At 45.1% G+C, this 25,263-nt stretch carries 20 protein-coding genes; 4 read left to right on the top strand and 16 right to left on the bottom strand.

Annotated features, from left to right (window positions below; translation table 11 throughout):
- Window positions 1–385: 385 nt before the first annotated feature.
- Window positions 386–640, top strand: a complete 255-nt coding sequence (locus GPL15_RS10215; protein ID WP_215698578.1) for a type II toxin-antitoxin system HicA family toxin — start codon at window positions 386–388, stop codon at window positions 638–640.
- A complete protein-coding gene (locus GPL15_RS10210) occupies window positions 627–953 on the top strand; it encodes a type II toxin-antitoxin system HicB family antitoxin (protein ID WP_215698577.1) in 327 nt (108 codons plus the stop codon). The genes GPL15_RS10215 and GPL15_RS10210 overlap by 14 nt, the downstream gene beginning before the upstream one ends.
- Window positions 954–971: 18 nt before the next feature.
- On the opposite strand, the gene GPL15_RS10205 is transcribed toward GPL15_RS10210, so the two are convergent.
- From GPL15_RS10205 to GPL15_RS10130, 16 genes are all read right to left on the bottom strand, one after another.
- Window positions 972–1,385, bottom strand: coding sequence for a PIN domain-containing protein (locus tag GPL15_RS10205; RefSeq protein ID WP_215698576.1), 414 nt, complete (start codon window positions 1,383–1,385; stop codon window positions 972–974).
- The gene (locus GPL15_RS10200) at window positions 1,369–1,614 is read right to left on the bottom strand and encodes a UDP-N-acetylenolpyruvoylglucosamine reductase (RefSeq protein ID WP_215698575.1); all 246 of its coding nucleotides are present in this window, start codon (window positions 1,612–1,614) and stop codon (window positions 1,369–1,371) included. Before GPL15_RS10200 ends, GPL15_RS10205 begins: the two co-directional genes overlap by 17 nt.
- A 435-nt stretch (window positions 1,615–2,049) precedes the next feature.
- Window positions 2,050–3,489 carry an aldehyde dehydrogenase family protein gene (locus tag GPL15_RS10195; RefSeq protein ID WP_215698574.1) on the bottom strand — a complete coding sequence of 480 codons (1,440 nt, stop codon included), beginning with the start codon at window positions 3,487–3,489 and terminating at the stop codon, window positions 2,050–2,052.
- A 112-nt stretch (window positions 3,490–3,601) separates the two neighbouring features.
- Entirely contained in the window at window positions 3,602–4,615 is a 1,014-nt protein-coding gene (locus GPL15_RS10190; RefSeq protein ID WP_215698573.1) for a LacI family DNA-binding transcriptional regulator, read from the bottom strand.
- 81 nt (window positions 4,616–4,696) lie between these two features.
- Window positions 4,697–5,704, bottom strand: coding sequence for a hypothetical protein (locus GPL15_RS10185; protein ID WP_346344937.1), 1,008 nt, complete (start codon window positions 5,702–5,704; stop codon window positions 4,697–4,699).
- On the bottom strand, window positions 5,701–6,606 hold the full coding sequence (locus GPL15_RS10180) for an amidohydrolase family protein (protein ID WP_215698572.1): 906 nt from the start codon (window positions 6,604–6,606) through the stop codon (window positions 5,701–5,703). Before GPL15_RS10180 ends, GPL15_RS10185 begins: the two co-directional genes overlap by 4 nt.
- Window positions 6,603–7,679: a Gfo/Idh/MocA family oxidoreductase gene (locus GPL15_RS10175; protein WP_215698571.1), complete on the bottom strand. Its 1,077-nt coding sequence runs from the start codon at window positions 7,677–7,679 to the stop codon at window positions 6,603–6,605. The genes GPL15_RS10180 and GPL15_RS10175 overlap by 4 nt, the downstream gene beginning before the upstream one ends.
- Window positions 7,680–7,696: 17 nt before the next feature.
- A complete protein-coding gene (locus GPL15_RS10170) occupies window positions 7,697–8,560 on the bottom strand; it encodes a carbohydrate ABC transporter permease (protein WP_215698570.1) in 864 nt (287 codons plus the stop codon).
- 1 nt (window position 8,561) lies between these two features.
- Entirely contained in the window at window positions 8,562–9,440 is an 879-nt protein-coding gene (locus GPL15_RS10165; protein ID WP_215698569.1) for a sugar ABC transporter permease, read from the bottom strand.
- A gap of 36 nt (window positions 9,441–9,476) precedes the next feature.
- Window positions 9,477–10,940, bottom strand: a complete 1,464-nt coding sequence (locus GPL15_RS10160) for a sugar ABC transporter substrate-binding protein (RefSeq protein ID WP_215698568.1) — start codon at window positions 10,938–10,940, stop codon at window positions 9,477–9,479.
- 504 nt (window positions 10,941–11,444) lie between these two features.
- Window positions 11,445–12,800 (bottom strand): GH1 family beta-glucosidase, encoded by a 1,356-nt coding sequence (locus tag GPL15_RS10155; RefSeq protein ID WP_215698567.1) that lies wholly within the window; start codon window positions 12,798–12,800, stop codon window positions 11,445–11,447.
- Window positions 12,801–12,834: 34 nt separating this feature from the next.
- Window positions 12,835–15,363 carry a glycoside hydrolase family 2 protein gene (locus GPL15_RS10150; protein ID WP_215698566.1) on the bottom strand — a complete coding sequence of 843 codons (2,529 nt, stop codon included), beginning with the start codon at window positions 15,361–15,363 and terminating at the stop codon, window positions 12,835–12,837.
- 277 nt (window positions 15,364–15,640) lie between these two features.
- Window positions 15,641–16,645 (bottom strand): D-2-hydroxyacid dehydrogenase, encoded by a 1,005-nt coding sequence (locus GPL15_RS10145; protein ID WP_215698565.1) that lies wholly within the window; start codon window positions 16,643–16,645, stop codon window positions 15,641–15,643.
- A gap of 54 nt (window positions 16,646–16,699) precedes the next feature.
- Complete coding sequence (locus GPL15_RS10140; protein WP_215698564.1) at window positions 16,700–17,569, bottom strand: carbohydrate ABC transporter permease; 870 nt, start codon at window positions 17,567–17,569, stop codon at window positions 16,700–16,702.
- A 14-nt stretch (window positions 17,570–17,583) separates the two neighbouring features.
- Entirely contained in the window at window positions 17,584–18,522 is a 939-nt protein-coding gene (locus tag GPL15_RS10135; protein WP_215698563.1) for an ABC transporter permease subunit, read from the bottom strand.
- Window positions 18,523–18,828: 306 nt separating this feature from the next.
- Window positions 18,829–20,466 carry an extracellular solute-binding protein gene (locus GPL15_RS10130; protein WP_215698562.1) on the bottom strand — a complete coding sequence of 546 codons (1,638 nt, stop codon included), beginning with the start codon at window positions 20,464–20,466 and terminating at the stop codon, window positions 18,829–18,831.
- Between the two features lie 495 nt (window positions 20,467–20,961).
- Between GPL15_RS10130 and GPL15_RS10125 the strand changes: the two genes are divergently transcribed.
- Window positions 20,962–23,226, top strand: coding sequence for an AraC family transcriptional regulator (locus GPL15_RS10125; protein ID WP_215698561.1), 2,265 nt, complete (start codon window positions 20,962–20,964; stop codon window positions 23,224–23,226).
- A gap of 450 nt (window positions 23,227–23,676) precedes the next feature.
- Window positions 23,677–25,077: an ATP-binding protein gene (locus GPL15_RS10120; RefSeq protein WP_215698560.1), complete on the top strand. Its 1,401-nt coding sequence runs from the start codon at window positions 23,677–23,679 to the stop codon at window positions 25,075–25,077.
- Window positions 25,078–25,263: the final 186 nt, after the last annotated feature.

Raw genomic sequence — 25,263 nt, 5'->3', positions numbered from 1 at the left:
TTTCATACTCATACCGGCTAAGGGTCGAACCTTAGCCGGCCCCCCTATAAAGTATACCCGCTTTGTTTCTTGCAAAGCGGTTTTTTTATAAAAATAGACATTTCATTTCTGAGTTCATAGGTATTGCTATAATATATCATTTTTCTGATTTCATTCCACTAAAGCAATAAAAATCTCTTTTCTTCCCAGACTGGACCTTTATATTCATCCAATAAACTCTCTCTAACCCCTCTAAACCATAGACAGTCTCTGTCCATCCTCCGGCTATTAAAGTAAATGCGCATGCCTGATAAAAAGTAACAATTAACAGATCTTAATTCAAAAAAATCCAGCGATAAGATCGACACCATATACGATACCACAATATAATACAAAGGAGTAAATCATGTCACAATGGGATAAATTATTATACAGGATCAGCTCACTGTCAAAAGATTTACGTTTTGAAAAACTTCGGCGTATCTTGGAATCATATGGATATGAGATGAAGGCACCGAAAGGCTGCGACAGCCACTATACCTTCCGTAAACCGGGATGTATGCCGATAACGATTCCCAAACATGAACCAATAAAAGAGATTTATGTTCAGATGGTAAGAGAGATTGTGGAAAGCGAGGCGATGAACGATGAAGACAATTGATGAATATATGAAGCTTCCTTACAAAATGGAGATCATAGAGGATTCCGATGAAGGCGGTTATATTGTATCTTATCCTGAGTTAAAAGGCTGTATAACCTGTGCAGATACATTGGAGAATGCGATAGCTAATATAAAAAATGCGAAACAGGCCTGGCTTGAGGCGGCCATAGAAACCGGATGCGTAATTCCTGAACCGGATGATCTGGAAAAGTATTCGGGGCGGTTTAGAGGGGGCCCTGGGAAGGTATTTCCTCTCCCAGGGCCCTCTTTTGAAAAGTACGCTGTAATACGAGGAAAGATACCCATTCTCTGAGGTATATATGGTCTCTTTTTATCTTAATAGTTCTAAAAATTCATGAGGTAAAACCGCCTTTACCTGGGCCTGTATAAAATCCTTAATGTTTCTGGTGATGATGTAATCGGCCTGAACAGAGACGGCGCATTCATCCTGCAGACAGTCTTCAAAATCTGCAAAGTTTTCATTTTTAATTGCCTTAATTATTTTTTCAGAATCAATGCTTTCTATTGTAAAAATATTGCATAGATTCACAATAGCTGAACGTCTTGCTTCTAATGATAGATGTTTTCGTAAGATATAAAAAATATTAGGGATGGAATGAGCTGCTAAATATCCATGGATTTTCTTATTTGCACACATCTCAATGATCTTATCCGCATCATCAAAGTAAGGCGGCCTGCCAATTAAAGCATCTATAATAACATTTGTATCAACCAAGACTCTCATATTTTTCCTCCAAGGCCTGTATCAATTCTGCTTTATAGTCAAGCTCCGCAGTCCCTTTTTTTCTCAAATTCTGAAGGCTTTGATAAGCTTTTTGTGAATCTGTCAGCCTTATTTCCTCTCTTTCGGAATAAAGGCCCTCCAAACCCTCGAGAATACTGACCACATAAAAAACTTTATCATCCGGCAAACGTTTGATCAATTCTATTGCCTGCTCTTTTATTACTGTCATTCAAACCACTCCTTTTCAATCTGTTCTGTTTTTATCTGGTTATTATATATAATTTCCATATCTGTATTGACTCATCTATATACTTAGTATATCCCATCCAGTCTGTTCACACAATAATTATATTTTGTGTCACCTATCGTGTCAATTTGTACCTTCATCTCTCTTTCCGAATTTTAATGCTCATGTTCAAGAAGGAATCCCGCTCGCGGGATTCTCCGCCTGCGGCGGGTCGCTTCCGCGGCGTAATTCCTGAACCGGATGATCTGGAAAAGTATTCGGGGCGGTTTAAAAAGGCCCTGGGAAGGTGTTTCTCCCTCCCAGAGCCCCGTTAAAACATTTGCTTCCCGCAATGTCTTCAGTCCCATATCCCGCTGTATTTTCCGTTTTTCCGGCATTTTGGGGGTGGGTGACGGCGGTATTTTATAATTTCTAATTTTATCTGTTAAATATCTTCTTAATTACATACGATTTCTCCTGGCTGAATTCCTCTAAAGCAGTCGAAATTCCTTCCCTCCCAAGACCGGACATTTTATAACCGCCAAATGGCATATCCATATGTCTGTAGCTGCCTGCGCCGTTGACTACGACTGTGCCGGCCTGCAGAAGTTCAGCCACCTTTAAAGCCTTGGGCAGATCTTTCGTAATAATAGAAGCTTCCAGGCCGTATATGGACTGATTCGCAATTTCAATCGCTTCTTCTTCCTCTTTAAATGTGATAATCGGAATAACTGGTCCGAACACCTCCATGTCTGACGCAATATCCATTTCCCTGGTAACATGTACTAAGATTGTTGGATGTACAAAAGTCCTGTCACATACGCTGCCGCCATATACACATTCTGCGCCTTGCCCGATCGTTTTCTGGATTTGTTCCATGACAGCAGAGGCCGCCTTTTCGGATATGATACATCCTATTTCTGTATCCTCTTCTTTTGGATTCCCCATTTTAACTTTATCCAGACGGACTTTCAACCGCTCCACTAAATCATCTGCTATAGATTCATGAACAAGGAACCTCTTGCTGGCACAGCAAATCTGCCCTGTATTGCTTAACCGGCTATTGACGATTTCCTCCACGGCATAATCTAAATCAGCATCTTCAAAAATAATAAGAGGATCATTGCCGCCTAATTCCAAAAACAGCCGATGCAGTGTTTCCGACGAGTTTTCAAAAATATCAATTCCCGCCTGTGTGCTTCCTGTCAGAGAGATCGCTTGAATTCTGGAACTCTTAATAAGGTTATCACGTACAAACTCTCTGTCTGCAAAAACAAGAGAAACTGCGGATGCGGGTACTCCTGCTTCCACCATAAGTTCTGTTATCCGGAACAATGGCATGGGATTTTGCGAAGGCAGCTTCACAATTACAGAATTTCCCATAATCAGCGCCGCTATGACTTTATGTGTAAACAGTTCCACCGGATAGTTAAAGGGTACGATACACAGAATTACGCCCAAAGGCTCTCTTCTGGTAAAGATCAAATCATGTTCAAGCCCCTTTTGGTTCTGAGATATCACATGCCCGTATAAATGCTTTGCCTTTTCTACGTATCCTTTCGTTAATGCTATGGCTGTTTCAACCTCTCCCCTGCACTCCCGAATAATTTTACCCATATCGCGGCATTCTGTCTGCGCAATTTCTTCCTTATTATCAGCCAAAAGCTGTGCATACTTTTCAAGTATTTCCGCTCTCTCCAACATTGAAAAACCGGACCATCTGCGGTATCCTTCCTCAGCAGCAGCTAAAATTTGTTCTCCATCATCTGCGCCTGCCTGATACAATTCTGCTAACACTTCTCCATTGGCTGGATTTATTATTTTTTTTACTGGCCTGTTATTCTGTATTTCCTGAAACCCGTTTATAAAAATCTTCATATCACATCTTTCCTTTCCAAATATCATGCATGGGTACTAAGAAGACAAGCATAAAGGGACCGGTCCCATTACGTGCTTAATTCACTGCTGACAACTACATCCTTTCTATATTCTATATTCTCTTTTCCGATCCCTTTAACACCAGTTCCGCAGGTATCATCTGTTTTCGAATTTCCTTATCCGGATTTTCAAAACTCTCCAGCAAGAGCTGCATGGCTATCCATCCCATGTTTACAGCGTCACGCTCCACATAACTGGCATTAATATTTAATATATCCAGCGCTTCCACGTGGTCAAATCCCACAAAGCAGACATCTTTTCCAAGAACTAATTCTTCCTCAAATACAGCTTTCAAGAAACCCTTGCTTGTCAGGTTATTACACACGAACATCGCTTCAGGCAGTTTCTTTTCGGCCAGAAGTTTCTTTGTTATCGCATAAGCCTGCCCTTCGGTAGAATCACTCTCAAATATATAATCCGGATTTATTGCTATGCGGCAGTCTTCCAATGCCTTCAGATATCCTCCCAGACGTTCCTGAGCTACAATACTTTTTTGATTGCCTGTAATAATTCCAATCTGGCTGTTTCCGCCTTTAATCAATGCCGAAACCGCGTCATAAGCGCCGCCAAAGTTATCAAACACCACGCTGCTCCATGTTCCGGATAATACGGAACGGTCTAAAGTGACCACCGGGATGTTCATGTCTTTCAACATCTGTATCAGTCCCTGCATATCTTTTTCATCACTGGAATCAAATGCAGGCGTAAGAATCAAACCTTTAATCCAATGTTCCCGAAGCATCCTCAAAGCCTTTGCCTCTTTTTCCGGATTATTATTCGTGTTGCACAGAAGCATACTTATATCATTGAGATCGGCTAAGGCACTTATTCCGCTGACCACTTCCCCGTAAAACGGATTACTGGATTCCGGAATAATCACACCAATCGTATCTGTTTCACCTTTTGAAAGATATCTGGCAGTTGCCGACGGAATATAGTTATACTCCTTCATGACAGCTTCTACTTTCTTTCTGGTTTCCTCATTCACATAACCTGTATTACTCAAAATTCTGGATACAGTAGACTTCCCCACACCGGCCAATTTTGCAATATCCCTAATTGTCATTTCCCATGCCCCTTAAATAAGATTCTTACTTTTATAATTGATTTTAATATAACCAGTTATTTTTGTATTGTCAATCGATTATTAAAGCGGCTTTAACTTCATAAGGTAAATCCCATCATAGGAATGAAGAGGCATGAGTATGAGTTCTCCCGACGCAGTACCGCAAATTCCATGTGTTCTTAAAGGGGAATTGTAAAAACCTAATTGAGATACAATATTTAAATCCATATCAATCATGGTTATTTGGCCGCCTCTCTCTCCGATGTATACATAAGTTCCGTCGGACCATAGATCTGACGGCTGATACAGCCCTTCTTTCATATAGCCGAGAAGTTCACCTTCTTCAGAAAAAATATGAACACTGTTGCCTTCCCGGTCTGCCACCCATACCCTGCAGAACTTATCAACCCAAATGCCATGAGGAATCACAAATTTTCCCGGTTCATTACCAGGTCCTCCCCACGTCATCAAAAGCTCTCCATTTTTTGAAAACTTATGAACCGCCGCATTGCAATAACCATCGCTGACAAAAATATCTCCTTTAGGGCTTATAGAAACTCCCGTCGGCCTGTTAAACGGTTCTGCTGCTCTTTTTATCGTCTTTAACCCTTCTACAAAGGCCCAGTCAGAATTGAATCTGATATCCGTGGCAATCAATTCTCCGCTCCTTTGCATTTTCTGCCAAACAGCCCCGTCATGTCCGCTGTCACTGGGAGTATCCAATTGGCCGATATCACGGATCAGGCCGCCGTACACGTCTATTTCCCGGACCACATGCCGGTCTGAGTCCACGCATAAAAGGGTATTTTCTTCCGTAACACAAAGGGTATGCAGATTCTGGAACAGCCCCTTTCCGAAATCCCGCACATAGTTTCCGTCTTTATCCAGCATTACAACCGGATGCTGCCAGTCCCTGGTTACAAGAAACAAATTATCCTCTTTGTCGCAGCAGCCTCCCGAGAATGGGGTAAACCTTAAAAAGTCCGGCAATTTTCCGTAAAACGGTTCCAGGGAATACCGGTATTCTCCTCTTACAAAGAAAGTCCCTATTTCAAAATCCCGTTTATGGTCTCCTTTTAACAGTTTCACATTCCTGTCCCCCTATCAATTTTAAATAACTTTTCGGCATTTTCTCCCATTACCATGTTTAATTCATTATCGGTTAAACCCAACTCCTCCATATAGCATAAATTCATGTCTTCATCCATATTATCCGTTCCAAACAAGACACGGTCCGCACCCAGCAATTGAATAATACGCCTGATAAGCCCTTTACCATCCGTTCTGGGCCAAACCAGCCTTTCACATATCCAGGGCAGTCCGGCTATATCTACCATAATATTAGGATTTCTCATGGCAATCATCACGCCATCCTGATACCAGTTTCCTCCTGTATGGCACATAATAATTTTTAATTCTGGAAAATGGCACGCCAGTTCATCCAAAGAATGAGGCATGGACGTTATGTAATGATCGATGCCGCGCTCAGGCGGAAAACCTGTATGAAAAGCCACAGCAATGTCAAGCTCTATGCATTTGTTATAAAATGGGGTTAATCTCTCATCATCCGCACTGATGTTGTAGTGAGCCTGATGTATCTTAGCGCCCCGGAACCCATGTTCCTTCACCAAATACTCCAGATGCTCAATAGAATCCGGTTCCAATGGATTTAAACACGCCACACCTAAGAATCGTTGAGGATACCTTCTATGCGCTTTTATAATCCATTCTTCTGTTGTATATGTCCTGATCCGGGATAACGCCCCTGTCTCACCAAAGTGGAACAGATGCTCGATATCGGAAGGCATAGCAAGCAGTATTTTCGTATCTGCCTGTAACCGGTCCATCTGGCAGACCAAATTCTCCAGATCCTGTTCAAACCGGCATTCAACTTCCTCCATGGATTGGGGAACTGCACGCTCTTTTTGTACGGAAACTTCATCTCTGGGCGGATGGGCATGGGCGTCAACTACATATATTTTACGATTCATCCTCTGATCCTTTCTGCATAGCTGGAAAATATCTCCTGCATGATTTTTATATCCGTTTTTCCTTCCTCTATAGAAGTCCATGGCTTTTTATGTTCAGTCACACACTGGTAAAAATGAATCAGTTCATTTTTAAATGCTTCAGAATAAGACGCCTCTATCCGTTTTTCTACCACTGCTCCATCTGAGTTTTCTTTTACGATGACTTCTGTAACTGCATTTTTCAAAAGAGGATTGGGGAATCGGACTGTCACAGCCTTTTCATCTCCATAAACAGTTATCTCTTCATCAAACCACTTATAATTGGTAAGCCCCACTTCAAAAAAGGCTCTGCACTTATCCCCATAATCCATTTCACATGATAAAGTTTCTCCTTCATTCCAAATATCACAATGAAGAATTTTTTTTGGTTCCCCGAAGGACGCCCTCATAAGTTCAATATTATGAACTCCGCACATCAGCAGCGTCTCATATAAGTTTCCCGGCAATTCTTTTGTGACCCCCCGAAGTCCCTTTTCAAATTCTGCCGCCGTCTTTTCCTTCACTTCATCCGGTATATCCGCTGCAAACCGTACCGGATATATCTGGCCATAGGACCGCTGAAGGCCATCCGAAAAATCTCTGGCTCTAATCATCCAGATATCTTTCATATTCTGAAAACACTGCATCGCATACTGGAATCCCGGATCATACCGTTTCATCTCTCCTACCATCAGAATCACTCCGGATGTATTAACAGCTTCTTCAATGCGGCACGCCTGTTCCAGGTTCTCACAAAGGGGCTTTTCAACCAAAACATGTTTTTTATTTGCAGCAGCAGCGATACAGATCTCTTCATGGCATTTTGTCAGTACAATTACAGCATCTATCTCTTTATCCTCCAGCAGAAGACGCCAGTCCGTATACCGCTTCTTTACTCCATAATAGTCTCCGTAGTAATCCACAAGTTCCTTTGAAGCGTCACAAAGAGCCGCCATTTCAAATTCATCCAATTCATGAAGGTAATAAAGCCACTGTGTCTGCGCAATAAATCCGCACCCAATCACCCCTGCATGCAACTTCTTTTTTATGTCCATTACCTATATATCCTCCTTTAAGCTTTTACTGCTCCTGCCATAAATCCGCGTAAGAACGTTTTTAAAAATGGGAAAAAGAAAATCAGCAGCGGAACAAAATTCAGAGAACAGCCCGCTAATAACAGCCCCCATTTCTGGTCAATGTGATTCATATACGTCGCCAGCGCCACAGGTATGGTTTTTAATGTTCCGCTGTCTATTAAAATGGATGCGAACATATACTCCCCCCAAGAGTAGATCAGGGAATACATTCCGGCAGCCAGCATGCCGGGAGCCGCCAACGGAACCAGAATCTTTAAAATAATCAGGATTCTTCCGGCTCCATCTACCTTGGCTGATTCTTCTATTTCCTTCGGAATTGCATCGAAAAAGGAGCGCAGCAGCCAGGTACAGAACGGTGCAACCAGCGTGGTATGTACTAATATCAATCCAATATGAGTGTTTATCAGCTTCATTTTTGCCAGAATATTATAAATTGGAAAAATTGCCAGTATTGTAGGAAATACATATAAAAACAGCATTAATTGAGCCAATAATTCACGTCCTGCAAACTCAAATCTTGACAATCCATAGGCGGCAATGACTGAAACTACCATGGACAGAATACAAGTGCCAAAGCTGACTTTTATACTGTTCCATAAATAGAGTGCGAACGCTGTACTTCCTTCCTTATTAGACAATATATTTATATAATTCTGAATCGTCCACTCATGTGGTATTAGTGAAGTTGTGCCTGTCTTTATGGACCATTCACTCTGAAAGGATGCTGAAACCACATACACAAACGGTATTACAGTAACAAAAAGAATCATTAAAATTACAATATAAAACCGGATCATTGATGATCTGTTCCGAAACGCCCTTTGTCCTTCTACATTCATATCATCCCTCCTTTGACATATTCATTTTCCTAAAATACCATATACCAAACGTGATCAGTATGATACCCACTAAACTCGCCAAAGCCACTGACTGCCCTACATTGAATTCAGTAAATGCTTTTTCAAAAATAAGGATCGGAACCGTGTAGGTGGAATTAGCCGGGCCTCCTTTTGTCAATAAATAGATCAGGGAATAGTTGCTGAATGTCCAAACCGTGCCCAAAAACATCAGAAAGCCAATCATATTACCGACATTTGGCAAAATTAAATTCTTCAAAATCTGTATCCAGGTTGCTCCATCAACCTTCATTGCGTCATAAAGCTCTTCTGAAATAGTGCTCAGTGCAGAAGTCAGAAGCAATACGCCAAAGGGCATAAACTGCCAGAAATTCAGTAGGATCAGCGTAGGCAGAGCTAAATCCTTGCGTCCGAGAAAATTGATTCCCTGCACAAGCAGCCCGGCTTTTTTCATAATTCCTCCAATCACTCCAACATCCGGTTCCAGCAGCCACTTATTCATCATCGCAAATCCTACTACCGGGGTTACCCAGGGAATTAAAAGAGCCGCTATAACAAAAGTTTTCCCTTTAAAATTGCGGTTGAGCGCAACTGCTAAAAGCAGAGGAATAAAGGAATTCAGCAGTACGCTGACAGCTACCCATATGAGAGAGTTAGCAAGCGCTATTTTCATCTTTTCCAATTTGATAAGAGAAAGATAATTTTGCAGACCGCAAAACTTCAAATCTCCAAACCCATATTTCGTCGAAAAAAATGAAAGATAAAAACCATTGATAAACGGGTAGAACAGGAATAAGCAGAGCAGCAATGCCAATGGCAGCAAACATAGATATCCCATCCATTGATTTTTATTTTTCTTCATACATTACCTTTCTTTCCATGGAACGTATTCATGCCGCTAATTATTCATGGATTTCGACTGTTCAGATATTTCCACCATTTTATCCTGAGCCCATTTCACAGCTTCCGGAATGGATACCTGATCAACCACTATTTTCTGAATCATATCCGCAACCACAAACGAACCATTGATTTCTGTCATGGACAAATTGACTGCTCCGTATTTGTTGCCTGTCGCATAACCTTTCCAGTTGAATCCGCTTCCTACTTCCGTAAAATTCTCCAGTATTTTTCTGTGTTCCGAACCATCTGCATCGTCAAAATCCTTTAATGGAAGGAACTCTTTATTGATATATCCGCTTTTCACTAAATCCATGCCGGTCTTAGTAGGCGGTACGAAAAATCCTGGTTCCTGTCCCAGTGTGAGAATCCAGATATTTTCCGGCTCCATCATGTATTTTAAAAGCTTTTTAACTGCCTCATAGCGTTCCGGTTCTTTCGCTGCAATCGTCACATTTAAGGCATGGTTTGCAATATACTTTGGAGAATCCTCTGCTGTCATGTCGTCCGGATGCGGCATGGGAGCTGTTGCAACATCGTAAATTCCTTCTTCAAAAAATGCCGGAAGGTTCGGAGATATGTATGGAATCATAGCGAGATTGCCTGCGGCGAAGTTCATCTCGATCTCTCCATAACTCCAGCTGGTGCTTGAAGGAGAGGAAAATTGAAGAAGTTTTTGATAATATTCAGCCGTTTCAATTACTTGCGGGGAATCAAACACAACCTCTCCCTGTTCATTGAATATGTCATAATTTTTACTGATTAAAAATGCGGAAAAAGTCTCGTTGGTACAGGTATTTCTGCCCGCTGCCATGCCGATTCCATATACTTCAGGAGTTCCGTCTCCATTTTCATCAAAAGTACAGTTTTCCGCATATTCCAACAGTTCCGACCATGTTTCCGGCGGCCTGTCATATCCTGCTTTTTTAAGTAAGCTGGGGCGGTACATGAGATTGATGGTACTGCTGTTAATCGGCACTGCCCAGTCATGTCCGTCATAGTGATAGCTTTTTAAAGAATCAGGATTAAACTGTTCCGCCTCATCGATCTCCTTTACAATATCATCGATGGGAATAATACTGCCTGCTAAAAAAGAAGTACTCCACTGAGCATCAGACACCGCGTGAATATCGGGCAAGGTTCCGGCTCTTGTGGCGCTTAATAATTTCTGCATCGCATCATCCCATAATACCGCTTCCTGCGTCACCTTGATGCCCGGATTTTCCGCCATAAATCCATCCATTACCGCCTGCCACGCTTTAATTCTGTGAGCCGGTGTTTCATGGTGCCATAATACAAGTTCCAGTTCCTTCTCTCCCTCTTTCTTATTCCCGGTCTGCTCTGCATTGCTGCTTGCCGTATTGTTATCAGCCCCCTGCCCTGCCGGTTTCTGGCAGGCAGTTAATAGCAGCATCGATACCAAAAGTACAGACAATAAAACCTTTCTTACTGAGTTCTTCATAATATCTCCTTTCCTGTAGGATTACTTGGTTATGGTGACAATTGTAGTCTGCGCAAACTACGAAAGACAGCCGGCCCTTTAAAAATATTCGGATATGGGACCGGTCCCCTCTCTTATGAGCTCATTATACACTTATCAGAAAATGAATGCAATACCATTTGTATTTTTCGTACAAATAATACAATGTTTGCTTATTTTGTTCATGCAATTTTCACAGTTCAGTCCTCTCATTTTAATTGACTTTTGAAAAATATAGATACTTCATAAAGAAGTATAGCGATTACCAGAGTGTTATTAACGTTCAGCATATATTTTAACCAGATCAGATATAGATAAAGCCATGAAATATAATAGGAAAACCGGGAAGGTAAAATACCTTCCCGGTTTTCCTGCCGAAGCCGTCGGTTTCAGTCATGATTTCCCGTCTCTCCGGCTGTTTTTCTGTAACAGTTCAGACAGGTCTGAACTGTTACGTTTTTCTTCAGTTCCGTTCATTTCTTTATTTTACAGATTTTCCCCATTCTCCCTTATCACATCCCTATACCAGTAATAAGAATCCTTGAGTATTCTCTTCTGTGTCTCATAATCCACATAGACGATGCCGAATCTGTCATTATATCCCCTGGCCCATTCAAAGTTATCCATAAAGCTCCACTGGAAATACCCCGCAGCTTCCACGCCCTCTTCTGCCGCTTTTTTCAGCCACCGCAGATGCCGCTGCAGATAATCGATCCTCTGCGGATCATGGACTTTTCCGTCTAAATGAACCCAGTCGTGGGACGACATGCCGTTTTCCGTGATGAATATGGGAGTTTTATAACGCTCATATAAAAATCTGGTTCCCCAGTACAGGCAGTCAAAATTCACATGCCACCCAATGGCTGTTTTCGGATCGCCCTGGGGATAGGGAACGTTCTTGGGACGTCCGTTTTCATCCGCCCGGACAGGCACGCCGCGGTAGATGTTCTGGCCGTAAAAGTCCAGGGGCTGGCAGATGACGGCCATGTCATTTTGTCCCATGAGAGGCAGATCCTTTTCCAGAACCTTCATCCCATCCTCAGGATAATGCCCTAAAAGAACCGGGTCGCTCCACCATGCCGTATTCCAGGACCAGTCTCCGTCCTCCGGCATTTCGAAAAACATCCGGCGGGCGGCGGCGATGTCCTCCGGACGGTCTGAAATTGGAACCGGGACATTGGAAGTGGGCGCATAGCCGATTTTCGCGCCCGGCACATGGCTCCTGACCGCCTGGGCGGCAAGGCCGTGGGCCAGAAGCACATGATGGGCCATCTGCAAAGTTTCTTTCCTGGTGTATTTATGGCCCGGCGCATGAACGCCGTCCACAAAGGCCAGGCCGATAAATACCTGTGGCTCATTAAACGTCATGTAGTGTTTCACCCGGCTTCCCAAGCGGGAGGCGATCAGGGCTGCGTACTCCGCAAACCATTTGGGGGAATCGGGATTCATCCAGCCGCCCCGCCTGTAGAGCTCATAGGGCATATCCCAATGGTATAATGTTAGATAGGGAGTGATCCCGTATTTCAGCATCTCATCCACCAGATCGCTGTAAAATTGGATTCCCTTTTCATTTACCGGGCCGGTTCCATTGGGCAGAACCCGGGGCCAGGATACGGAAAACCGATACGCCTTAACTCCCAGCTCCGCCATTAATTTTATATCTTCCCGATAACGGTGGTAATGGTCGCAGGCGATGTCTCCGTTATCACCTTCGAACGTCTTTCCCGGCTGATGGCTGTATACATCCCAAATCGACAGCCCTTTTCCGTCTTCCTGTGCCGCTCCCTCAATCTGATACGAGCTGGTGGCCACACCCCAGACAAAATCTTTTGAAAAACTCACTGTAATCTCCTCCTGACTGTTTACCTGTACATTTTTAAATGTCACACATCTCCAAATCCAGCATCCGGCTGTCTCCTAACCGGCCCACATGGAGCCTGGGCCTGCTGTCTCCATCCGGTTCCTCCAATGCGGTGATTCGAATCCTCTTTTCCTGTCCCGTCATCATCGGAAAATAATTATCTTCGCAGACAATTTTAATATCGCTTTCAATTTCCACCATTTGAACCATTCCCTCTGAATCAATGGCCAGCTCCCACTCCCGTTCACCGGCCCTTTCCAGAGAAGCCCTGAACGGTTTATTCACCAGCTCCAGTTCCCCGTAAGGGCAGAATAACAGCAGGTCCTCAGATTCCACCCGGCCGTCAGCCGCCGCCCTCACAAATACGGTTTCTTTGGTGCGGTCCTGCACGTTTGAATACAGATTCTCCAATGTCAATGCCACGAGAAGTTCTCCTGAACGGCACATGATATCTGTATGGAATTTCTCCAGGACATTTCCCTCCTGATCCAAATGGAATGCCTCCACGTTTACGACAGCCGGGGACGGCATGTGATTGGACAGCATCACCCGCACATTCCACAGATCCCGGTATGGGAATATGGATATCCCTTCATAAAGACGTTTTACCACATAATAGCTCATCATGGGCCGTCCGTCGTAATCCACGCATCCGAACTGGAACAAAGGCCCTCCCTTATTGAATGACCAGTAAATGACTCCGTGATTGGATGGGCCGGTAAACCGAAACTGGCTGAGGGCATGATAATCCGCCCGGGCCTGCTCCACTTCCAAAGCGTGCAGATAGGCCCTGAGGGAACGGACGTCAAACCAGCTGCTGTAGGGCCTGCGGCTGAAAATGGGCAGCGAAGTCAGCGCCTTCCATTTTTCCCCCCAGCCCGTTCCTTCGAATTCCTCCAGATTCAGGCCCATGTATTTTTCCAGCGTTTCGGGACGGGAATAGCTCTCTGTCGTCCAGCAGGTTTCGCTGACAAACAGGGGATCTTTAAAAGCGTTGTAATAATTGCCCCAGCAGTGGCAGTCTCCTTTTGCCGGGGACTGGCAGTATTTCCCTCCGTGGGGGGAATTGCAGATATAGGGCAGCTGGGGGCAAAGGCTCTGCACCAGCCGGGGAGCCTCCTCCATGGGGAGAGAGCTTCCGTAAAAATGATCCAGCTCCTGCTGCCAGCCGTATTCCTCCCATCCCTCCAACTGCTCATTTCCTCCGCAGATCAGGCAGATACACGGGTGGGAGCGGATGGTCTTTAACACGCCTTCCGTTTCTTCCAGAAATTCCCGCACGAAGCCGGGATCATAATCCGGATACACATTGCTGTGGAGAAACAAGTCGTGCCAGATGAGGATTCCCCGTCTGTCGCATTCTGAAAAAAAGCGGTCGTCTTCCACAGCTCCGCCGCCCCAGACCCGCACCAGGTTCACATGGCTGTTTTCCAGCAGGGTAAACATGGCTTCATACTGCTTTTGGGTTCCATATACGTTCAAATAGTCAAACGGTATGTAATTCTGGCCATGAACAAAGATTTTCTGGCCATTTACGGCGATATAGAACGTATTTTTCCCGCTCTCCGTCCTCTCTATGATTTCCACCGTGCGGATTCCAACCTGCATCGTCTTTTCGTCCGCCACAGTTCCATCCTGTACCACCGTCACATTCAGGGTGTAGAGCCAGGCTTTTCCATATCCCGCGGGCTGCCACAGTTTGGGGTTGGGAATCAACATCTCCGTTTCCCGCTCTCCCTCCCCGGCCTCATAGGCGGTATCCCAGACGCAGGTTCCGTCCTCTTCCATCAGTTTGATCTTTATCTGCGTGCCGGGGCCCCAATTTTTTAAGGAAACCGTTACCCGCCCACGGGCCTGGGGACCTGTGGTGATGGTGGAATAGAATACGTCGGTGATATAAGCCGATGGGTAAAAATGAAGTTCCACCGGACGGTTGATCCCGATTCCCAGCACGCCGGTGCCCACATTTAAAAGGCTGGAATTGGTAAAAAAGCTGCGCTGGTAGCGGCGGATCAATGACTTTCCAAGAAGCCCCTCCGTTTCATTTCCTCTTTTCAGGCATTTGGCAGCCTCGATCTTATCCTGAATCATCCTGGTATGGGCCTGGATGCGGATTTTCAGGCAGTTGTGCCGGGGCCTCAAAAGGTCAGGCCGGATTTCAAAACCGTAGCTTCTGTATGCATTGGCCGTTTTTCCCAGTAATACACCGTTCAGCCAGACTTCTGAAAATGTGTCCACACCCCACAGTTTCAAAATCACCGTGCCATACCGTTCATATCCGGCAGGGGCGTCAAATTCTGTTTCATACAGCCAATCGCTTTTTGCAACCCAGGCGGCGTCAAAAGCGGCCTGGGTGCCCCCGTAAGGGTTTTTAAGTTTTCCATGGCGTACCAGATCGTACTGCACGCAGCCCGGGACGTTAGCGTCCATAGCTCCATTTTCAGCCCCGGGATTTTCTGCCTCTTCAGGAGGCATATTGTCCGGCAGACCGGAATCGTACTGCCTCACGCTCCAATGGGGCAATTCTATCTTTAATGTTCTCATATAACGGCTCCTTTGTCACCTTATTTTTATATTTGGTTTTATTCGTCTAATGCTTATTCTTACTGTTCTTATTCCACAGCCCCCATTCCTTTGGCGGTTATTACTTTGGCTGTTATTACTCTGGCTGTTATTACTCTGGCTGTCATTCCTCTGGCTGTTATTCTTTTGGCTGTTATTCTTTTGGCTGTTATTCCTTCGGCCGTTATTCCTTCGGCCGTTATTCCTTCGGCCGTTATTCCTTCGGCCGTTATTCCTTCGGCCGTTATTCCTTCGGCCGCTATTCCTTCGGCCTGGTCTTCGTATAAACATCCCTTATTGCAAGCTGGTTTCTCATGGGACGCCCCTCCCGGTAACGGCTGATGTTGTCGCAGATGATCTCCAGCGACTGGGCTGTCAGATCCGGCATTTCCGGGGTACAGTGAGGTGTGATCACCATATTGGGAAGATCCCACAGGGGGCTGCCGGTATCAAGCGGTTCATATTCAAATGTATCACAGCCCGCTCCCGCAATCTGGCCGGTTTGAAGGGCTGTGGCAAGAGCCTCTTCATCCACCACGGAACCACGGGCCATATTGATTAAAAGGGAGGTCGGTTTCATGATTTCGAATGCACGCCCGTCAATCATATGGTAAGTTTCATCCGACAGGCGGACGGATAAAACCAGGATATCGCTGCACCTTAACAGTTCGTCCAGGCTCTCCCCTTTGTCCGCGCAGAACATTGTATCCACCCCCTCGGGCAGTTCCCCGCAGTTTCTGTCATATCCCAGCACCTTCATTCCGAACACTTTGGCCCGTTTCGCCACTTCCCTGCCGGTAAAGCCCATGCCGATAATGCCCATGGTTTTGGAGTACAGCCCCCTGCTTTCCACGTACATTCTTCCGCCCCAGACATGGGCTTTCTGCTGGGCCGATAACTCATGGATTTTATAAATCAGGGACAAGGCCAGGAAAAATGTATGTTCCGCCAGTACAGGGCCGGATCTTCCCGCCGACCCGGTCAGTATAATTCCCCTCTGGAAAATTTCCGGGCGGGCGGAGAAATTCAGGCCCGCATGGTCGCAGTGGATCCACTTGAGATGTTTTCCCTCATTCAGAATCTGGTCGCTGATGTCCCCGCCCAAAATAGCCGCGTCCGCCTCTTTTAACGCTTCTGAAATGGCTTTCGCGTCATTTTTATCCGCCCTGATGATATTCGCCGGAGCCAGGGCCCCGGCCAGCTTATCCCAATGCCAGCCTTCGTAATTTACCGTTGTGAGTACTGTTTTAATTTGTCTTTCCATTATTTTTGATCTCCATTCATTGATTTTTTCATAATTACAGGACATTTCTTACGATCAGCCTTTCACCGATCCCACCATAACCCCTTTTGCAAAATGTTTCTGCAAAAATGGATACACGCACATGATGGGCAGCATGGACAGCACAACCGACGCCATGCGCATGGTTTCCTGCGGCGGAGCCGTATCGTTAAAGGACTGGGCCACCCCGGAGGCGTCCGCATCGATAACAAGCTGTTTCACCATCAACTGAAGGGTCCATTTATCCGTATCTGAAATGTACAGCATGGCATCAAAGTATGTATTCCAGTGCATTACCGCAAAAAACAGGGTAAATGTGGCGATAACCGGCATGGACAGCGGCAGGATGATTTTGAAAAACACGCCCACCTCGCTGCACCCGTCAATCCTGGCCGCCTCTTCAAGGGACAGGGGGATGGATTTAATAAAGGAGCAGACCACGATCAGATGCCACGCGCTGGTCAGGGACGAAAAAATCAACGCCCAATAGCTGTTTAGCAAGCCCAGTTTCTGCACCACAAGATAGGTTGGTATGGTTCCGGCGCTGAAAAACAGTGTGACAACCACCATTCCATAGATCAGCCTATGGCCCGGCAGGTCGGTTTTCGTCAGGCCGTATGCCATGGTCATGGTAACGGCCAAATCCAGCACAGTCCCCGCAATGGTGATAAATAAGGTGCTTTTCAATGAATTGATATAACTATGGGTCGATAAAATATACTTATAAGATTCCAAAGACCACTTTGGCGGAAGGATATAAAATTTAAATGGTTCATATGCATCCGGGTCTGTAAAGGAAATGCTCAGTACATATAAAAACGGCAGCACACACATCATTGAAATCAGCAGCACAACTGCTGAGATCAAAATATCGCCCCAGGAAAACCTCTTTTTTCTTTTCATCATTTCCGTTCACCTCCTCAATAGATTCCCTCATATCCCATTTTTTTCACAATCCGGTTTGATACCCATACGAACAGACAGCCCACAAATCCCTTAAATACACTGACCGCAGACGCGAAGCTGATATTCCCCTGGATAATACCCAGCCGGTATGCGTATGTATCAAATACCTCGGCCACGCTGTTTACAGACGGATTGGCCATCAGAAGGATCTGCTCAAATCCCACGTTCAGAATGGTTCCCAGCTTCAGGATCAGCAGCGTGACAATGGTGGGCGCTATGGCAGGAAGGGTGATATACCAGATCTTTTGAAGCCGTCCGGCCCCGTCCATAACCGCCGCTTCATACTGTTCCATATCCACTGCCGAAATGGCCGCCAGGAAAATTATGGTTCCCCATCCCGCCTCTTTCCAGATATTCTGAGACACGATAATCCCCCAGAACAGCTTTGGTTCAGACAAAAATGACACCGTAGGGCTGCCCATGGACACAAGGGCCTTATTCACCACTCCCACATCAACGGACAGCAGGAAAAATGTCATACTGGCCACGATCACCCATGATAAAAAATGAGGCAGATAGAGCATGGTCTGGTTAAACCTCTTAAACTTGTCATTTTTGATTTCATTCAGCAAAAGGGCCAAAATAATCGGCACCGGAAAATGGAACAGCAGATTCAGGAAATTGATGCACAGGGTGTTGCGCAGCATCAAATAGAAGTAATCGTCCTGTATCAGCTCTTTAAAATGTTTCAGGCCCACCCACTGGCTTCCCGCCATTCCCACATAGGGGTTGTAATCCTGAAATATGATGCCCAGCATCCCCATGGGAACAAATTTAAATATGATGAAATAAATAATCCCCGGCAGCATCAGCAAATACACATACCGTCCCTGGTACATCCGCCTCAGGGTCCGGCTGTAAGAGGTCTTTTTCTCATTTGGCACTCCCATCATCTCCTCCTTCTTTTTAAAAAGCTATTACATGTTGATGTAATAGCTTTTTACTCATGCTTTTATTCTGATATAACCGTTTTGCAGCCGCACAGCATTATTCCGATATAACCGTTTTGCAGCCGCACAGCATTATTCCGATATAACTGTTTTGCAGCCGCACAGCATTATTCCGATATAACCGTTTTGCAGCCGCACAGCATTATTCCGATATAACCGTTTTGCAGCCGCACAGCATTATTCCGATATAACTGTTTTGCAGCCGCCACAGCATTATTCCGATATAACTGTTTTGCAGCCGCCACAGTATTATTCCGATACAACCGCCTTATAGCTGGCAGCAAATTCCTGATAAGCTTCTTTCATCTCAGGCTTCTCGTTCAACTGGTCGACATAAGCCTTGTATTCCTCCATGGATATCTGGCCGGTAACAGCCTGAACCCCTTTGGCAGCCCATTCCTGTGAATATTTGGGCCATACGTTGATCCATTTCTGGCTTGTGGCGATATAGAAAGGATTGGTGCGGGCTTTTTCCAGATAGCCGTAACTGTCGAACAAGTCTCTTTGAGCCTGGTTGTATTCTTCCGGCGCGGCTGTGCTGTCAATCTTCATAAATGGGTTGTACATCAACGGCAGCACCTGCCACGGCGCGCTGGAGCCCATTTCCTGATCTCTCAGCTCTGTCATCACTTTTTCCCCATTTTCAACATTATAATGTACGCCTTCCACTCCATATGTAGTCAGGTCATAGAATTCTTCTGTGGTGGTTCTCTCAAAATAATCCAGGATTTGAAGCATTTTTTCTTCCGGAACCGCTTTGGAAATGAACATGCTGTCGACTACGCCGGTGCCCGCGTCTACCGCGTAACATCCTTCGTTTCCTTCCAAAAGAGGCACGAACTGGGCAACCGCATCCGGGTTCTTTTTCTTCAGCGTCTGGGTAAATGGATAGCACCAGCGGCCTGATTCATTAATCATCACCACTGCGGAACCTGACTGGAACATTTCTGTGGCCTGGGTTGGCTTCATAACGGAAAATTCTTTGGACAGGACGCCCCTCTCATAGGCCTCCCTCAGCCATTCCACAAATTGGGTGAATCCGGGCGTTAGTTTCTGGAATACCAAACCGCCTTCTTCATTATAATATGGTTCATCCACACCAAATGCGGATACCAGGCCGCCGCTTCCGCCCAAAAACATATCCTGCTTGGACACCAGGCCCACCATATCCGGGTTCATTTCAACCACTGCCTCCAGCACATCCAGAAACTCATCCATGGTTGTGGGCATCTCTTTTCCCGCTGCTTTTACCAGGTCTTCCCGTATGATCGGCGCTCCCTGTACCTTGGGCACGCTCTGGGGGATGCCATAGATGCGCCCGTTAATCCGGCTGGTATTCCAGGCATCCGGCGCCACATTGTTTTTCAGGTTCGGATAATTGCTGAAATCCCCCAATACATCGGTTAAGTCCCAGAACGCTCCGTTCTGCACCGCGTTGATAAAAGAAGGATCATTCAGATTTTTGGATAAATTGGCGACCAGGACTTCCGGTATCTGTTTGGAGGCCAGAATCAGGTTTAATTTAGTGGTATAATCCCCGTCAGGAATCCATTCCACCTTTAATTCCGTATTGGTTCTTTTCTGATATTCCTGCCAATAGGTATTGTTCATGTCCGGAATCTGATCGAACAGGCGGACTGTCATTTGGATCTTCAACGGCTCTTCGCTCTGTGCTTCTGTCCCGGCTTCGGTTCCTTTTCCGGTTCCATTTCCAATTTCCGATCCTTTTTTTGTTCCATTTTCATCGGTTCCATTGTCAGTTCCTTTTGCAGATTCCTTTGCCGTTTCCTTCGCTGCCTTGTCAGCGGTTCCCGCGCCGCCGCATGCTGTTAATGAAGCTGCTGCTAAAGATGCTGCCAGCAGCGCCGCTATGGCTTTCTTAAACATAGTAAAACCCCCTGTTTTATTTTTCGATGTAATAAAATGATTTTATTTGTATTTTGGTACTGATATTTTTGATACTGTTTTTTACTTCTTACTTTTTACTTCTTACCTTTTACTTCTTACCTTTTACTTCTTACTACTGCTTTCTGCTTCTTACTACTTCGGTTTGATAATTTACAGCATTTTGACAGTTTGATACAGTTTGATAATGAACTACAGTTTAATAATCTGCTGCAGTTTGTTTCTCTCGGCGTGCACACACCAACTGTTGATCTAACTGTAAACCAATCACCGTTTTACGTAAATATTTACTTTCTTTTTCCGTTCTGATATCCTACGGTCAGGCGTTGTATTTTTCTACGTTTGTAATAACATTCTACGTTTCATACCCTTTATTCATCGACAATCCGGGGATTTCATATTATACTTTGTCTAAAGAAATGACGGATCAGGGCGTCATATTAAGGGGATTCATTTTAAAGGGGAGGGGTTATATCAATGAGGATTAAACACCGGCATCAAAAACGGTCTGTACTTTGGAGAAATGTCATTCTTCTTTCTCTCCTGCTTTTATTCCCCATCTGCTCCATGCTCTATTTTGTACTGCGGATCGGCACGGAGAATCTGCTGGAATATACTCAGAATAAGGAAGTCCAACTGCTCTCCAACTATACCAACGGACTGGATTCCAACCTGGTCACAGCGGATAATCTGACCAACCAGCTTCTGTTTGACAATGATGTGATGACGGTTCTGGCTTCCGATCCCGAAGAGCCTGATTATCCCGCCATAAAATCCGTGCTTCTGAACATTGAGAGGATGTACTATTCCAACCGTTTTATCGAATCCATTTACCTGTTTGATTCCATTCATCCCTATGTCTTGTCCGATGCGATGATCTATAAAAAAGACTTTTTGGATACCGCAGTGCTAAATGAGGAACAGTACGCCATTACAGGACTGAAACCGCTGCGCACCGTGGACCGCAGCACTGCAGTCACTCCAAAAAAGCCGGTCACTCTGCTCAGTTATGTAAAACAGGTCTATAACCACAGTGCGGGAACACCGGTGACCATTATCGTCAATGTGTATCCGGAGGCATTTGCCACCCTCACCAATACGGAACACACCGGTTCCTTTTTCATATTGGATTCTGCCCTGGAACCTCTGTACAAATTCAGGGCGGACGGGGTGCCTGAAAAAGAAATTTTCGAAGAATTCTCCGGACTGGCTTCCAAACAGGAAAATTCCAGGACTGGAGGATGGTCTTCCCTCTCCATTCATAAGGAGAAATATTTCCTATGCTATGAGTTTCTGCCGGATTTCGGCCTGTATACCTTATCGGTGCAGAATTACACTTATTTTACGGACAGCATACTAAAGACTACAGGGAATTTGGCCATCCCATTTGTGATCATCATCCTGATCTCCATCCTGGCCATATTGTTCGTTTCCTATCTGCTGTACCGGCCGCTGCAGCAGCTTCTGCAAAAATTTGAGATTCCCATGCACCTGCTGCCTCAGACCAACCAGCCCAACGAATACTATCTGCTGTCAAATGCCATGTCAAACCTGTACGAGCAGAAACGGGAACTGGAACAGCAGTATACCATCACCCGTTCCTATGCGGAAACGTATTCGCTCCACGAGTTTTTGATCGCCCCGGAATTCAATAAAGACGATTTTCTCCAGCTCTGCTCCACCCTGAAGCTGACCCTGGAACACCCGTTTTTTTACCTGCTGCTCCTTAAATTTAAACAGCCCATACCAAAAGAGATACGGAAATCATTTTCGGATACGCTGGCGCGCCTGATTTCCGATTCCTTTTACAACATCACCATAACGGATCCTCATAACCTCACCGTCCTGCTCAACACTTCTCTGAGCGAGGAGGCGGTTCTCCAGGCGGCCCGCCGTCTGGAACAGGAATTTACCGGTCAAAAATACACTGCGATCATCGGCGTCAGCATCTGTTTCGATGAAATGGAGCCGATCCCCGCTTATTATAATGAGGCCCTGAAAAAGCTCAGGGAACAGCCTTTTACCGCCTTAAACCAGGCGGAAATCATCGGTCTCGATCCCGGAAAAACCAGCGCGGACTTAAACGCCGCCTACCCCAAACCCTCTTTAGACGCTCTTCTCACAAAAATATCGGAGCAGGACCGGGACGGGGTGCTCACCGCTGCACTCGACCTGCTGGAACCATTTACTTCAGTGCCGGAAAATAACTACCTCTACCTGAAATACCTGGTTTTTGAAATAGAAAATTCCGTATATAAACATGTGGCGTCCTTAGGAGGCGTATACGATAACCCGGAATACAACAATTACCAGTTGTACCGGCGAATCCGTGAAACAGACGACCTGTTTTCGCTGAAACACAATCTGCTGTCCTTTTTAGAATACAGCCTGGATATACTGGAACTGAAAAGCCGGCGCCAGCACAGCGACATCATTGAGCAGGTGCTCCAGTTCATCGGAGAACATTACAGTTCGGATATTTCCGTGGTGGATATAGCAGAATATGTCCATCTGTCGCCCAACTATCTGAGCAACCTGTTCAAAGCGGAACGAAATGAGACATTATTGGAAACCCTGACCACAGTCCGCATGGAAAACGCTAAAAAGCTTCTGGACAATCCGTCCCTGCGCATCAAAGATGTGGCGTCCATGGTAGGGTACAATACAGTCCAAAGTTTTATCAGATATTTCAAGAAATATTACCACGTGACGCCGGAACAATGGCGGAAAATCAACCAATAAATAAAGGAATATACTTTTTTAATTCTTTGGTCATGGTTTTTATTATTTTTTTATGGAATATCCATAATTTACTCACAAATACATGACATAATAAAGAGGAACCAGTCAATAAGACTTTTTCATTTTCATACTCATACAGGATGCGCAAGCGTCCTGCCCCCCTATAACATTTTTAAACATATTATACCTACCATTCCTAAAGTGAAAAAACAAACGCCTGCCAACCCCAGCAGGCGTTTGTTTTTTATGTATATGCAAGTATGCGTGCAAATGTGCCGGCAGGTATATCGGCAATTTGGCATGCAGTGGAGACAGCGCTTGGACTGTTCCCCTTATCTGTTTGGTGAGATTGATGAGGTGTATTTTAGTAAGTTATACTTTAGTAAATCGTAATTGACCTATTTAGTCAAGCATGGTACAATATAAATAGTACAAAATGGAGGTGAAACTATGTTTATTGGCAGAGAGCACGAGTTGAGTTCATTAAATAAATGTTATACATCGGATAAATTCGAGTTTGTAGTTATATATGGCCGCCGCCGTGTAGGAAAAACTGCGCTCATTAACCAATTTATAGACGGCAAAAAAGCAATCTATTTCATGGGCGTAGAAAGCAACGCCAAGCAGAATTTGGAAAATTTCAGCAAAAACATTATGGAGTTTAGTGCAGGCATTCAGGCACAGACTGCTTTCTTGTCTCTCCAGGCAGCGTTGGAGTATGTATTCCATTTATCGGAACAGGAAAGGCTGATTCTGGTTATTGACGAATACCCTTACGTAGCCCGCGCTTCCAAAAGTCTTGCTTCTACACTTCAACTATTAATCGATAAATACAAAGATCATTCTAAATTGATGCTGATTCTATGTGGTTCATCTATGTCTTATATGGAAGATCATGTACTGGCCTATAAAGCTCCTCTCTATGGCAGGCGGACAGCTCAAATGAAGATACTGCCTTTTGATTTTGCGGATACCTGCCGGTATTTTAAAAACTTTTCAGCAGAGGATAAGGCACTGATCTACGGCATTGCAGGTGGAACCCCTCAATATCTGCTGCAAATGGATGACAGGCTGAGCGTAGCGGACAACATCAAAAACACCTTTTTAAACCCCGCATCATCTCTGTTTGAAGAACCGGAGAATCTTCTGAAACAGGAGGTACGGGAACCGGCATTATACAATGCAGTCATAACAGCAATCGCAACCGGCGCCTCCCGTATGGCGGAGATCTCTACCAAAGTGGGAGAAGACACCAGTGTCTGTGCATCCTACTTAAAAAATCTCTTGACATTGGGGCTGATTCGAAAAGAAACACCTTATGGTGAAAAGGCTTCCCGAAAGTCCATTTACTCCATTGATGATAATATGTTCCGGTTTTGGTACAAGTTTATACCAGAGAATAATTCCATCATTGCCCGCGGGGCCGCTGATCTGGCCTACAAGCGGATCGAACCGTATCTGTCGGACTATATGGGGAAAGTATTTGAAGAGATATGTATGCAGTATCTGTGGAACCTCCTTCTAAAGGGCCAATCCCCCATAGAATTCAGGGATCTTGGCCGTTGGTGGGGCACTGACCCCCTTACCCGAAGCCAGACAGAAATCGACATAATGGGAGAACAGGACAAGAATACCGCTTTATTTGGAGAATGCAAATGGACCAACGAAAAGATCGATACAGGCATTTTGGAAACCCTGTTAAGACGAAGCCAGATGTTTCATTATGAGAATACCCATCTATATTTATTTGCAAAATGCGGGTTCACCAAAGGCTGCGTGGATAAAGCCGCGTCTATAAATAATGTTTCCCTGGTGACCTATAGAGATATTGTGGAATCTTTATTTAGGTGACTGGCGAAGGGGACGCCGAGGATCCAGGGAATGTGAGGCCCGAAACCGTTCAGACGGATGGAGAGGGGCACCGGATGGGCGGTTGGATCTGCAGGAGGCCGGGGCGCGGTTTGCGGTTCCAGCTCATGGTTCCGGCCGGGGCATCTCTAAGGCCGAAAAAAGGGAAATGAAGGGTACCGAGAACAT

This window comes from Clostridium sp. MCC353 (assembly GCF_018785315.1).
GTDB lineage: Bacteria > Bacillota > Clostridia > Lachnospirales > Lachnospiraceae > CHH4-2.
This window is presented reverse-complemented; position numbering and strand designations above follow the sequence as displayed.